Genomic DNA, 12,788 nt, shown 5'->3' with positions numbered 1-12,788 from the left:
ATTGCGCGTGAAGGTGCTTCCGCGCCGGGGTAAACCCCAGGGAGCTCTGTCATGACTTCCGCCCACCTGCCGCCGACGCCACCTCCACTCCCGACGCTGACCCCCACGCCGGGCGAGCTGGCCCACGCGCAGCGGCGCGGGGGCGCTCCGCGCTCGTCGGTCTGGGGCTGGTGGGGCTGGTGGCGCTGACGAGCCCCGTGCTGGGCTACGTGGAGGACGTGCGCAACGCGCGCGAGGAGCTGCTGAGCCGGCTGCTCAACCAGGCGCAGGTGCAGTCGGAGGCGCTGGGCGTCCACCTGGGGCTGTTGGAGGCGGAGCTGGCTCGCGTGGCCGGGCACCCCGCGCTGTCTCCCGAGGACGGCGCCTCCCCGGCGGAGCTGGCCCTGCTGGAGAGTGCCTTCTACCATTCGTCCCTCTTCTCGGAGGGCGTGGCCCTGCTGACGCCCGGGGGCGAGCGCGTCTGGAGCGACCCTCCGGACATGCCGCTGGGGCGCTCGCCGCTGACGCAGCGGCCCTGGTTCCGCCGGATGGTGGAGGGCCGCCAGCCGGAAATCGACCTGCTGGAAGGGGAGGGGGGCCCATCGTGGTCGCCGTCCCCATGTTCCAGGACGGCCGCTTCAAGGGCGTGCTGCTGGGAGAGCTCCGCGCCAGCGCGCTGCCCACGCGGCCCACCGCGCAGACGTCACTGGTGCTGATGGATGACCACGGTCAGGTCCTGATGCCGGTGGGGTTCAAGCTGGGCGCCGGGGACATCACGGGGCGGCTGCGCGCGCTGGCGAACATGCCGGGGCCGCTGACGCTGGATGACAAGCACATGATGGGTGCGGGCGCATGGGTGGGGAAGAGCGACCTGCTGTTGGTCGTCCTGGAGGAGGAGACGGCCACCGCGGGCCTCCGGGCGCGCTTCCTGCGGCAACTGGCGTTCCACATCGCCCTGCTGAGCAGCACGCTCATCATCTTCATCCTCCTGCTGCGGCACTCCTACCGGTCGCTGCTGGCGGCCGAGGAGCGGCTGCGACGCCAGGAGACCATGGCCGCGCTGGGGACCGCGGCCTCGCTCATCGCGCATGAGGTGAAGAACGCCCTCAACGGCATCCAGGCCGCGCTGTCCGTGCTCCGGCATACCCCCGCAGGCAGCGAGCTGCCCGTGGGCGCGCTGCGCTCGCAGGTGGAGCGCCTGAGCCATCTGGCGCGCTCGCTGCTGTCCTTCGGGGCGCCTCGTGCCGCGCTGCGCCGCCGCTGCGAGGTGCACCTGCTGGTGAAGGACGCGCTCCAGGGCGTGAAGCTGCTGCCCGAGTCAGAGGCCGTGGCACTGACCACGTCCCTGGAGGAGTCCCTGTGGGTCCAGGGGGATGCCGCGCTGCTGGTGTCCGCCATCGACAACGTGTTGCGCAACGCGGTGGAGGCAGGCGCGGTGGCGAAGGACACAGGGATGCAGTTGGCGCCGTGGGTGAGCGTGCGTCTGACGCGGGAGGAACATGACGCCGTGCTCGTGGTGGAGGACAATGCGGGCGGCGTGGATCCGCGTCTTGAGCCCAGGTTGTGGGAACCTTTCGCCACCGGGCGGGCCAAGGGCGTGGGGCTGGGGCTGCCCATGGCGCGTGCCTCCGTGGAGGCCCATGGTGGCAGTCTGAACTATGTCCGGAGTCCGCTGGGAAGCCGCTTCACACTGCGCCTTCCGTTGGAGGTGGCCCGATGAGCACCTATCTGTTGCTGGTCGATGACGACCGGACCTTCGCCTCGCTGGCGGCCTCCGTGCTGCGACACGAGGGCTTCCGCGTCACGCTGGCGCATTCCCTCCATGACGCGCGTGGGGCCATGTCCCGCGAGGCGCCGGACCTGGTGGTGTTGGACCGGCGCCTGCCGGACGGGGACGGCATCGACTTCCTGCCGGAGCTGCGCGCCCAGCTTCCGGACACGCCCGTGTTGATGGTGACGGCGCACGGCGACATCGCCAGCGCGGTGGAGGCCATCCAGGCGGGCGCGCGCGACTACCTGTCCAAGCCGGTGGAGCTGGATGACCTGGTGCTGCGCGCCCGCCGCGCCGTCGCGGACCTGCAGCTCCAGGAGCGGTTGCGTCTGGCGGAGAGCGAGCTGGGTGGACGGCGGCGCCTGTCGCGTCCGCACTCGCCGAAGATGCTCGCCGCGCTGCAGATGCTGGAGCGCATCGCCAAGGCGCCGCGCAGCCCGGTGTTGCTGCTGGGCGAGACGGGCGTGGGCAAGGAGGTGATTGCGCGCCACCTGCACGCGCTGCAAGGCGGGCAAGGCTCGTTCGTCCACGTCAACTGCGCCGCGCTGCCCGCCACCATGGTGGAAAGCGAACTCTTCGGCCACGAGCGCGGCGCCTTCACCGACGCGCGAACCGCCCGCCGCGGCCTGGTGGAGGTGGCCGCGGGCGGTGTGCTCTTCCTGGACGAGGTGGGCGAGTTGCCGCTGCAGCTCCAGGCGAAGCTGCTCACCTTCCTGGACAAGGGCGCCTTCCGCCGCCTGGGTGGCACCGCCGAGCTGAGCAGCAGCGCGCGCGTGGTGACGGCCACCAACCGCGACCTGACCAAGGAGGTGGCCGAGGGCCGCTTCCGCGAGGACCTCTACTTCCGCCTGAGCGTCTTCCGGGTGGACATTCCGCCGCTGCGCGAGCGCCGCGAGGACCTGTTGCCTTTGGCACAGTCCCTGGTGGCGGAGCTGGGCGCCGAGCTGGGGCGCCGGACCGTGAGCTTCTCCAGCGCCGCGCTCGCCCGGCTGGAGCGCTACCCGTTCCCCGGCAACGTCCGTGAACTGCGCAACGTGCTCGAACGGGCCCTGGTGCTGGAGGCCGGACCCGAACTGGAGCTCGCCTCCCTGGAGCCGCAGGGCACCAGCGGCCCGCCCGATGTGGACCCCGACGCGTTCGTCGTCTCCGGGGCTCCGCGCCCCTTACAGGACGTGGAGCGGTTGTACGTCCGGCACGTCCTCGCCCGCTTGGATGGGCGCCGGATGGAGGCCGCCCGGGTGCTGGGACTCTCCTATCCCACCTTCCTCCGCCGGCTCGAGGAGGAGTAGGCGAGGGCGCTTCAAGATTCTTGAGGCCGGCGGCCTCAAGGATTTTTAAGTCTGGATTCGGGACTTAAAATCGTTTTCATATTCCCGACCGCAATCACCTTGCGTTCCCTCTGAGCCTGTCGAAAGGCGGACGGCACGCTCTTTGCGGAGGGCCTCCACGTGAACCAGCGCACGCGGCAGTCGCGGCGACTTGTGTGGAGGTGTGATGTCGACTTCGAAGAGTCCTGAGGGCGTTGCTTCCCCCTGGAAGGCGCTGGCCACGGACCTGCCTGCTTCCTTGGTGGTGTTCCTGGTGGCGTTGCCGTTGTGTATGGGAATCGCGCTGGCTTCAGGCGCGCCCATCGTCAGCGGGCTCATCGCGGGTGTGATTGGCGGCATCGTGGTGGGGCTCTTTGGCGGCGTGCCCCTCCAGGTGAGCGGTCCCGCGGCCGGCCTCGCGGTCATGGTGTTTGGCTTCATCCAGCAGATGGGCCTGGCGATGACGTGCGCAGCGGTGGCCGTCGCGGGCGTGGTGCAGATGATTCTCGGTGGGTTGAAGGTGGCGCGCGGCGCGCTCGCCATCTCTCCCGCCGTCATCCACGGGATGATGGCCGGCATCGGCATCCTCATCGTCCTGGGGCAGGTCCACATCGTGATGGGTGGCGCGCCGCAGTCGAGCGCGTGGCAGAACGTGAAGGAGCTGCCGGGGCAGATTGCGGACCTTCATGGCGCCGCGACGCTGCTGGGCCTGCTGACCATCGGCTTGATGGTGGCGTGGCAGTTCGTTCCCGGAAAGTTGAAGAAGGTCCCCGGTCCGCTCGTGGCCGTGGTGAGCGCCACCGCGGCGGCGACCTTCATGGGCGCCGACGTGGTCCGGGTGGACCTGCCGGAGAACATCTTCTCCAGCATCCAGCTGCCCACCTTCCCCAAGGGCGACTGGGTCACCTTCGGCACGGCGGTGCTGTCGCTGGCGCTGGTCGCGAGCGCGGAGTCGCTCTTGAGCGCGGTGGCCACGGACAAGATGCACACGGGCCCCCGTGCGAACCTGGACCGCGAGCTCTTCGGCCAGGGCCTGGCGAACACGATTTCGGGTCTGGCGGGCGGCCTGCCCATCACCGGCGTCATCGTCCGCAGCGCCACCAACATCACCGCCGGCGCGAAGACGCGCCTGTCGGGAACGCTGCACGGCGTGTGGCTGCTCCTGTTCATCACGTTGCTCGGCTCGGTGGCGGGGCTCGTTCCCCTCACCGTGCTGGCGGGTCTGCTCGTCTTCGTCGGCGCCAAGCTGGTGAACGTGCACCACATCCGTGAGCTCCAGAAGCGCGGGGAGCTGGCCGTGTACCTGGTGACGGTGGCCGGCGTGGTGGGCGTCAACCTGCTGGCCGGTATCGGCATGGGCCTGGCGTTCGCGGTGCTGCGCCTGCTGTGGCACCTGGGCAGCGTCAAGGTGGACGTGCACCAGCAGGCGCATGCGTCCTATCTGGTTCGAATCTCGGGCGCGCTGACGTTCGTCGGCGTCCCCAAGCTGTCCACCGCGCTGGCGCAGGTTCCGTCGGGCTCCAAGGTGGAGCTGGACCTGGCGGTGCAGACGCTGGACCACTCCGGGCACGAAGCCCTGGAGAGCTGGTGTGACACGCATCGCAAGACGGGTGGCTCGGTGTTCGCCGAGTCGCTCGAAGACGTCTGGAGCCGCAAGGGCACGGTGAAGCCGAGCAGCCCCGTGGCCGTTGGCGGTCCCAATCACAACTCGCTTGTCTCTGGAGGTGCGCAGTGAGGAAGCTCATTCGCGGTCTGTTGGACTTTCAGCTCAACGCCCGTTCTAGCTACCGGGAGAAGTTCGCGTTGCTGGCGCAGGAGCAGAAGCCGGATTGCCTCTTCATCGCCTGCGCGGACAGCCGCGTGGTTCCCAACCTGCTCGTGTCCACGGACCCGGGCGACCTGTTCGTGGTCCGCAACGTCGGCAACATGGTGGCGCCGTCGGATTCGAAGGGGCAGTCCACGGGCGACCAGTCCGAGGCGGCCGCGCTGGAGTTCTCGCTCCGCAACCTGCCGGTGGAGGACATCGTCGTGTGCGGCCACTCGAATTGCGGCGCGATGAAGGCCATCCTCGCTGGCGGCGTGGGTCCTGAGAACCCGAACCTCAAGGGCTGGCTGGAGCACGGCAAGGACGCGCTCCAGCGGATGGATGCGAACCCGACGCTGGGGGAGGGCCGGTCGGATTACGATCGCCTGTCCCAGAACAACGTGCTGGTGCAGATGGAGCACATCTCCACCTATCCGTGGGTGAAGGAGCGTCTCGACGCGGGCACCCTGCGGCTGCACGGCTGGTGGTTCGACATCGCCACCGCGCAGGTCCACGCCTGGCGCCCGTTGCTGGGCCGCTTCATCCCCATGGACGAACTGGTGGGCGAAGCCCTGCTGCGCGAGCTGGGCGCGGACACCCACGCCCCCGGCGCGCTCGCCAACGGCAACGGTGCTCAGCGCATAGCGGTGGTGGCCAGCGCGCAGTAGCCCGGTGGAAGCAGGCAACCAGGGGAGCGGCTCGAATCGAGTCATTCTCCTGGTGGCCAAAGGCCGGTGAGGGGGAGAGGATGGGGCGCAGCTTCGATGACTCCCTTCCTCTTCATGCTCGTCGTCCTGGGGTTTTCCGTGGGTGCGGGACTGCTGGGCTCGCTGCTGGGTATCGGCGGCGGGCTCATCCTGATTCCCGTGCTCACGTTGCTCCTGAAAGTGGACATCCAGTACGCGGTGGGGGCGTCCATCGTCTCCGTCATCGCCACGTCCAGCGGCGCGGCGGCGGCCTACGTGCGCGACCGGATGGCCAACACCCGCGTGGCCATGTTCCTGGAGCTGGCGACCACCGCGGGCGCGCTCAGCGGCGCGTACATGTCCGGGCTGGTGGGTGGGCGCGGCGTGTACCTCGTCTTTGGCGGCGTCATGGCGTGGTCGGCGCTGGTGATGCTGCGGCGGATGCGGGCGAGCGCCGAGGCGCCGGTGCCCGCGAACGCGCTGGCGGACCGGCTGGCCCTGCACGGCAGCTACTGGGATGAGTCGCAGGGCCGTGAGGTGTCCTACCGCGTCACGCGGCCACTGACGGGATTGGGGCTGATGTACGTGGCGGGCACGGTGAGCGGCATGCTGGGCATCGGCTCGGGCGCGCTCAAGGTGCCGGCCATGGACCTGGCCATGCGGCTGCCGCTGAAGGTGTCCACGGCCACCAGCAACTTCATGATTGGCGTGACGGCGGCGGCCAGCGCGGGCGTCTACTTCGCGCGCGGCAACATCGACCCGTTCATCGCGGGGCCGGTGTGCGTGGGCGTCACGCTGGGCGCGTGGCTGGGCTCGCGCCACCTGATGGCCCGGGTGAACAGCACGTGGCTGCGCGCGCTCTTCGTCGGCGTGCTGCTGTGGGTGGCCTTCGAGATGCTGCGCAAGGGGTGGGCGTCATGAGCGAGGCACCGAAGCCGGCGCCGCGAAGCCCTGAGGCCGCCACCGCGGCGGTGCAGGACGGCGAGGACGCTTCGCTGCTCCATCCGGAGCAGCTCATCAGTGACTTGCTGCGGTACGGCGTGGCCGCCAGCCTGGCGTTGGTGACGCTGGGCACCGTGGTGACCTTCTTCCGCCACCCGGACTACCTCGTCTCGTCCGAGGCGTTGCTGCGCCTCACCTCGCCGCACCCGGTGCCGCACACCCTGAGGGACGTCGTGGCGGGGGCGCTGGCTGCCCGGGGCCAGGCGTTCGTCATGGCGGGACTGCTGGTGATGATGGCCGTGCCGGTGATGCGGGTGGCCCTGTCGCTGCTCATCTTCCGCCAGCAGAAGGACCGGCTCTACGTGGGAATCACCGCCACGGTGCTGGCCATGCTCGTCTTGTCCTTCCTGCTGGGCGCGGCGCACTGAGGCGCGTCAGCGCAGGTCGCCGGGGCGCTTCACGGGCTTGCCCGGCGTGGCCCACCACGCGAGCGTGAAGCCGCCGTTCTTCAGGGGATGGAGCGCCAGCGCCGCGCCCTTGCGCAGCTTGTCCGGCAGCTCATGCTCCAGGGCGCGAATGGCCGCGCGCTCCAGCGAGGGGTTGTGGCCCACCAGGGCCCAGCCCGCGCCGCGCTCGCGGCCCAGGTCGACGATGCGCTTGTGCGCGCCGCGCTGGGGCAGCAGGGCGGGGTGGACCTCCACGCCGGACACGCCGAAGGCCTCGGCGAGCAGCTCCGCCGTCTGGACGGCGCGCACCAGCGGACTGGTGATGATGCCGCGCAGTGGCGTGAGGCGTGCCAGCTTGCGTGCGTGGTGGCGGAAGGCCGCGCGGCCTTCCGGGGTGAGGGCGCGCGCCTCATCGCCCAGGACGTGAGAGTCCTCCGCGACGGCGTGGCGGATGAACAGCAGCGGCAGCTCGCGTGCAGACATGGTGAGCGCCGTGAATCACTCCGGGCGTCCCCACGCAAGCAACGGACTGGCGACAACGTCTACCCTTCGAAATCGTTGAGCGCGTCCAGGGGCAGCGGCGCCGCGCCCGTCACGGTTCCGTCCAGGTCCGTGGGCAACGAGGCGGGGTCGACCTCCGGGGAGGGACGACTGTCCATGGGCGTGGCCGCGGCGCGCGAGGCGGCTCCTGGCGGCGGGCGGAGCACCGGGCCCGGCGGTGGCAGGCCGGAGTGGCGCCGCGCGGCCTCCATCAGCGCGTTGTGGTGGCGGTAGCGCGCCTCCACCAGCTTGTGGACCAGGAGCGGTCCGCCGGGGACGCGGCGCGCGGTGAGGGCCTGGGTGGCCTTGCGCACCGGGTAGCGCACCCGGCGAATCTGCACCCGCCACCCCTTGGGCGTGAAGGTGAAGACGCCGTAGGCGGGGCGCAGGTCTCCGTCCCGGGGGATGCCCGCGCTGGCCACGTCCGCGATGAGCATGCGGCCCACGCGGCGGCGGTAGGGGAAGTGCAGGTGCCCGAAGGCGCAGGCCGCCGCGTCCAGGTGGCTGAAGAAGCGGCGCACCGCGACGTCATCCAGCGTGGGGTCCAGCGACTCCTCGAGGTTGCGCGGGTTGGCGTGGCAGACGAAGAGGTCCTGTCCCTTGCGCGGCGTGTAGCGCACGGAAAAGGGCAGGGCGCCCAGCTTCTCCAGCAGCGCGCCGCCCAGCTGGTCCCGCGTCCAGCGCAGCAGCTCCGTCTTCCAATGGTCCTTCTCCCGGTAGGCGCCGCCCAGGTAGTTGCCCGCCAGGTAGCAGTCGGTGTTGCCCATCAGGACGGAGTCACACCGGTCGAAGAGCAGGTCCACCGTCTCCCGGGGATGGGCGCCACGCAGCGCCAGGTCTCCGGCCGCGACGATGTAGTCGGGGGCCACAGAGCGGGCGATGTCCTCGAGGACGGCCTCGCAGGCAGGAAGATTGCCGTGGATGTCCGCGAGGATGGCGACCCGCATGGTCACTCCATCCTACCCTGTCGCCGCGCTCGATGAAGCCGCCAGGGGCAGAAAAATGGTGAAGGTGCTCCCCTCGTTGGGTTCGCTCTCCACCTTGACCTCGCCGTCCATGGCCTGGAGCAGGTGCTTGACGATGGCGAGCCCCAGTCCGGTACCGCCCATGTCCCGGCTGCGGCCCTTGTCCACCCGGTAGAAGCGCTCGAAGATGCGCGACTGGTGCTTGGGCTCGATGCCCACCCCCGTGTCCTTCACCCGCACCACGCAGCGGCCTTGCTCGCACGCACCGTAAACATCCACCCGGCCACCCGCGGGCGTGTACTTCACCGCGTTGTCCAGCAGGTTGAGCAGCACCTGCTCCACGGCCCGGGGGTCCCCCACCGCGAGTAGACCTGGAGGGACGTGGAGTGAAACCGCCTGTCCCTTGCCCTCGGCCTTGGGGCGCACGGTGTCGGCGGCGCGGGCGGCGGCGTCGGCCAGGGTGACGCGGGCGAGCTTCAGGCTCGCCTCGCGCGACTCCAGGCGGGACAGCTCCAGCAGGTCCTCCACCAGTTCGGACAGGCGTTCGGACTGGCGGTGGATGATTTCCACCATCTTCGGCGCCATGACGGGGTCATTGAGGGCGCCGCCCTGGAGCGTTTCCGCGTAGCCGCGGATGGCGGTGATGGGCGTGCGCAGCTCGTGCGACACGTTGGCCACGAAGTCCTTGCGCACCTTCTCCAGCCGGCGCAGCTCGGTGACGTCGTGGAAGACGGCGGCGCTGCCCGGCAAATCCTTGGCCAGCGGCGTCACCCGGATGGAGAGCGTGCGCGGGAAGTGGCCGTCCAGCGTGAGCTCCAGGTGGCTGGAAGCGCTCTCCCGGCAGGCGCGCATCACGGCGTCGTGCAGCGCCTCGTTCCGGATGAGGGCCAGGGGGCGCTGGCCGGTGAGCGGGCTGCTCGTGGACGCCAGCAGGGGGCGGAGCGCGTCGTTGTGGCGCACCACCGTGCCCTCTGCGTCCGTCACCCAGACGCCTTCCGTCATGCCGTCCAGCACGGCGGTGAGGGTGCGCGCTTCCTGGGTGAGCGCCGCGTTGCGCGCGGACAGCTGGGCGTGCAGCGAGTCGATGGCGCCTTCGAGCCCGGCCACCTCGTCCAGCCGCTCGGGGACGCCAGGCGGGGCGGGGGCCGCCCTCGGCGCGCTCCCGGGTGTGGCGGGCCAGCAGGTCGAGCTGCCGCTGCAGCGTTCCGCGGCTCACGCCCAGGGACATGAGGGAGCCGGCGAGCGCGACGAGCGCCGCGGCGAAGACCTCCTTCGGCCCGTCGAGGAGGGCGACGAGCGTCGCGACGACGACGGCGGGCAGCAGGAGCGGAAGGAGTGTGGCGCGCAGGGGCATGGGCGGGGCGGCCTCACGGAGGGCTGAGCTTGTAGCCCACGCCGCGCACCGTCTCGATGATGTCCCCGGCGGGGCCCAGCTTCTCGCGCAGCCGCTTGATGTGCGTGTCCACGGTGCGGGTGTGGATCTCCGCCTGGATGCCCCAGACGTCCGACAGCAGCACCTCGCGCGTCTGCACCCGGTCCGAGCGCTCCAGCAGCGTGCGCAGCAGGCGGAACTCCAGCGCGGTGAGGAGCACTTCCTCGCCCTTCACGCGCACCTGGTGGCGGGTGGTGTCCAGGCTGATGTCGCCGGAGGCGAGCACCGCGGAGGGCCCGTCCTCCGCGTCCGCGCGGCGCAGCACGGCCTTGACGCGCAGGAGGAGCTCGCGGACGGAGAAGGGCTTCACCACATAGTCGTCCGCGCCCAGCTCCAGGCCCTGCACCCGGTCGGACTCCTGGCCCTTCGCGCTGACGATGATGACGGACGCCTTGCGCAGCTCGGTGTCCGTCTTGAGCATGCGCAGCACCTCGCTGCCCGCCACGTCCGGCAGCATCAGGTCCAGCAGCACCAGGTCTGGCGGATGCGCGCGCGCCTTGGCGAGCCCGCTCGCGCCGGTGCTGGCCGTCTCCGTCTCGAAGCCCGCGGCCCGCAGGTTGTAGTCGACGAGACCCGCCAGGTCCTGCTCGTCCTCGATAATCAGGATGCGCGACATGAAGCCCTCTCGAGTCCCTCCGCGCTCAGGGCGCGATGGACGGATTGCAATCTCCACCGGTCAGCGTCAGGGGCGCGGCAATCACCGGGGCGTTGTCGCCCGCGTTGACCTCACGGAGGTAGTTGCACGAACTCCCCAGGAAGCCGGGCGGGGTCCCCGTGGTGATCGCCTCGATGACGAGCGCGTAATCTCGGCCCACCGGCACGTCCACCGCCAGCTCCAGGCTTCCTCCCGACTGGAGGGTCGCCAGGTCCACGGGGAAGCGGAGGGCCCTGCCCTCGCGCCCCTGGGCGTCCTTCAGCACCACCAGGTCGTCACGCCGCACCTGGGTGCCCAGGCACGTGCGCTGAATCTCGGTGCAGCTGCGGCTGGAGCCCCGCGACACCACGGCCACCTGCAGGGCCTGGACGTCGTTGGCCACCGCGCGCTCCATTGTCAGGGCGAGCGGAAAGCGGCCCGCGGGCTCGGCGTCAGGGCCGCACGCGCCAAGGCCGAGCAGCAACAGTGGGGACAGGAGGCGCAGGCTCATGGGGCGGGGGCTCCACGCGGATGGTGATGGGAACGCGGCCCCGCTCTTCGCCGGAGGTCAGCGCCACGATGCCGGCGGTGGCGCCAATGGCCACCGCGCCCACGCCCACCCAGAGCCAGGGGCTCTTGTACCAGGGGCGGGAGGACGGGTCGGCGGCGGCGCCGGCGCGCACGGCCCGGGGCGCCACCTGGAAGATGAGCGGCTGGAAGGAGTCTCCCCGACCCGCGAGCCGGCGCTGCGCCGCGTCCGCGACCTCGAAGTAGTACTCCATCTCGTAGGCCTCGGCCTCGGTGGGCACCTCGTAGGCCGGCAACACCGCGCGGTAGCGCTCGAGGGGGCGGCCGTCGGGGCCTCGCTCACGCGCGAAGTCCACCGAGCTGTAGGCCTCGTCTCCGGCGCGCCGGTAGAAGAGGCGCGCGCGGGCGCCCAGCGCCGGTCCTGGATGGCGGCCTCCACGACGACGGGCTCGCCACCCGGTGGATCGGGGATGGGGTCCACGTCCAGGGTGACTGGGCGGACGCGCCGGCTCTTGATGTCCTCGCGGATGCGCGCGTAGAGGGCGCGCAGCTTGGGCGGGGAGCTGCGGGGGAGCTCGTAGTCCGGCCGGGCCTGGAGCAGCTTCTCGTAGGCGTCGCGCGCCTGGGGCTCGTCCCCCAGGTAGAGGGCCGTGAGGCCCAGCAGGCGGTACATCTCCACCAGCTGATCATCCGTCAGGTCCGGCGCATTGAGGCCTTCCAGGAGGGTGCGACGTGCGTCTTCGAATTCGCCCTGGTCGAACTGTTCGCGGGCCTCGGTGATGGCCGGGCTGGCCGGGCCGAGCTGCGAGAGAACAGGCTCAGGGAAGAGGGGCCGGCTCCAGCCCGGTTGGGCACCCAGGCCCAGCACCAGGATGAGGGCCCACCCGCGCAACCGCCAGCCATGTGCGTGCATCGATTCGAACCTATCAAAACGTTATCGAGAGAATCCACGAAGGCCGGCCCGTCGGGGGTGACGGCGCGGTGACATCTTCGTGGCGGTGTTGCACGAGGGCGTGTTGACGCTGGAGGGGCCACCCTCTATGTTGCGCGCCCCTTTTGGCCTGGAAGTAGCGTAAATGCTCGTAAAGGTTGATCAAATCAAGGACGCAGGGCTGAAGCTCGAGGAGCCCGTCAATCTCGAGCTGCTCGGTGAGACGCTGGGAGGCGCTGCCTCCGGCGAGGATACCGGATTCCGAGCCACGGCCCCGGCGACGTTGAAGGCGTCGCTGCGCAAGCTGAGCGGCGGCGTGCTGCTGGAGGGGCGCTTCACGGTGGACGTCACCAGCCCCTGCAAGCGCTGCCTCGCCGACGTGGCCATGAAGGTCCCCGTGGAGTTCACGCTCAACCTGGTGCCGGAGTCCCTGGCTCGGGGCGACGACTTCAAGGATGACGACGAGAAGGCCATGGAGAAGAAGGAGCGCAGCCAGGGGGAGTCTGGCGGCTCCTTCGAGCTGGACGACGCGGATCAGGAACTCTTCGACGGGAAGACCATCAACCTGGATCCCATCGTCCGGGAGCAGCTCCTGCTGGCCCTGCCGATGAACGCCGTGTGCCGGGACGACTGCAAGGGCCTGTGCTCGCAGTGCGGCGCGAACCGCAACGACGTCGCCTGCACTTGTGACACCCGGCCGGTGGATCCGCGCCTGGCGCCGCTGAAGAACATCAAGCTCAACAACTGAAGTGAGCCTGGAGGGCAGGGCCGCCTCGTGAGAGGGGGCCCTGGAACGACAAGGGCCGCGGCCTCCATTGGATGG

General features: G+C 70.4%; 13 protein-coding genes and 1 pseudogene. 8 read left to right on the top strand and 6 right to left on the bottom strand.

The annotated features are described in order from the left end of the window. The first annotated feature begins 179 nt into the window (after window positions 1-179). The 7 genes from QEG98_RS25510 (at window position 180) to QEG98_RS25480 (ending at window position 6,917) form a co-directional block, all read left to right on the top strand. Window positions 180-695: a hypothetical protein gene (locus tag QEG98_RS25510; protein WP_316563139.1), complete on the top strand. Its 516-nt coding sequence runs from the start codon at window positions 180-182 to the stop codon at window positions 693-695. Further along, window positions 599-1,699 carry a sensor histidine kinase gene (locus QEG98_RS25505; RefSeq protein ID WP_316563138.1) on the top strand — a complete coding sequence of 367 codons (1,101 nt, stop codon included), beginning with the start codon at window positions 599-601 and terminating at the stop codon, window positions 1,697-1,699. The genes QEG98_RS25510 and QEG98_RS25505 overlap by 97 nt, the downstream gene beginning before the upstream one ends. Then, complete coding sequence (locus QEG98_RS25500; RefSeq protein ID WP_316563137.1) at window positions 1,696-3,039, top strand: sigma-54 dependent transcriptional regulator; 1,344 nt, start codon at window positions 1,696-1,698, stop codon at window positions 3,037-3,039. Before QEG98_RS25505 ends, QEG98_RS25500 begins: the two co-directional genes overlap by 4 nt. A 205-nt stretch (window positions 3,040-3,244) precedes the next feature. Beyond that, entirely contained in the window at window positions 3,245-4,792 is a 1,548-nt protein-coding gene (locus tag QEG98_RS25495; RefSeq protein WP_316563136.1) for a SulP family inorganic anion transporter, read from the top strand. Then, on the top strand, window positions 4,789-5,529 hold the full coding sequence (locus QEG98_RS25490; protein ID WP_316563135.1) for a carbonic anhydrase: 741 nt from the start codon (window positions 4,789-4,791) through the stop codon (window positions 5,527-5,529). The genes QEG98_RS25495 and QEG98_RS25490 overlap by 4 nt, the downstream gene beginning before the upstream one ends. Window positions 5,530-5,625: 96 nt before the next feature. Next, on the top strand, window positions 5,626-6,468 hold the full coding sequence (locus QEG98_RS25485; RefSeq protein ID WP_090495534.1) for a sulfite exporter TauE/SafE family protein: 843 nt from the start codon (window positions 5,626-5,628) through the stop codon (window positions 6,466-6,468). Continuing rightward, complete coding sequence (locus QEG98_RS25480) at window positions 6,465-6,917, top strand: DUF1634 domain-containing protein (RefSeq protein ID WP_186817933.1); 453 nt, start codon at window positions 6,465-6,467, stop codon at window positions 6,915-6,917. The genes QEG98_RS25485 and QEG98_RS25480 overlap by 4 nt, the downstream gene beginning before the upstream one ends. Window positions 6,918-6,923: 6 nt before the next feature. On the opposite strand, the gene QEG98_RS25475 is transcribed toward QEG98_RS25480, so the two are convergent. The 6 genes and pseudogenes from QEG98_RS25475 to QEG98_RS25450 form a co-directional block, all read right to left on the bottom strand. Then, the gene (locus tag QEG98_RS25475; RefSeq protein ID WP_011554767.1) at window positions 6,924-7,418 is read right to left on the bottom strand and encodes a SixA phosphatase family protein; all 495 of its coding nucleotides are present in this window, start codon (window positions 7,416-7,418) and stop codon (window positions 6,924-6,926) included. 59 nt (window positions 7,419-7,477) lie between these two features. Further along, window positions 7,478-8,422, bottom strand: a complete 945-nt coding sequence (locus QEG98_RS25470) for a metallophosphoesterase family protein (protein WP_140793614.1) — start codon at window positions 8,420-8,422, stop codon at window positions 7,478-7,480. Window positions 8,423-8,434: 12 nt separating this feature from the next. Then, window positions 8,435-9,794, bottom strand: a pseudogene (locus QEG98_RS25465) (sensor histidine kinase). 13 nt (window positions 9,795-9,807) lie between these two features. Further along, a complete protein-coding gene (locus tag QEG98_RS25460) occupies window positions 9,808-10,488 on the bottom strand; it encodes a response regulator (protein ID WP_090495530.1) in 681 nt (226 codons plus the stop codon). 25 nt (window positions 10,489-10,513) lie between these two features. Beyond that, on the bottom strand, window positions 10,514-11,017 hold the full coding sequence (locus tag QEG98_RS25455; protein WP_011554763.1) for a hypothetical protein: 504 nt from the start codon (window positions 11,015-11,017) through the stop codon (window positions 10,514-10,516). After that, entirely contained in the window at window positions 10,959-11,390 is a 432-nt protein-coding gene (locus QEG98_RS25450) for a hypothetical protein (protein ID WP_316563133.1), read from the bottom strand. Before QEG98_RS25450 ends, QEG98_RS25455 begins: the two co-directional genes overlap by 59 nt. Before the next feature lie 720 nt (window positions 11,391-12,110). Here QEG98_RS25450 and QEG98_RS25445 point away from each other — a divergent pair. Then, window positions 12,111-12,713: a YceD family protein gene (locus QEG98_RS25445; RefSeq protein WP_090495527.1), complete on the top strand. Its 603-nt coding sequence runs from the start codon at window positions 12,111-12,113 to the stop codon at window positions 12,711-12,713. Window positions 12,714-12,788: the final 75 nt, after the last annotated feature.

It is taken from the genome of Myxococcus sp. MxC21-1 (assembly GCF_032612255.1).
GTDB classification, from domain to species: Bacteria; Myxococcota; Myxococcia; order Myxococcales; family Myxococcaceae; genus Myxococcus; species Myxococcus virescens.
The sequence above is the reverse complement of the archived record's forward strand: the minus strand, read 5'-3'. Positions and strand labels throughout refer to the sequence as shown.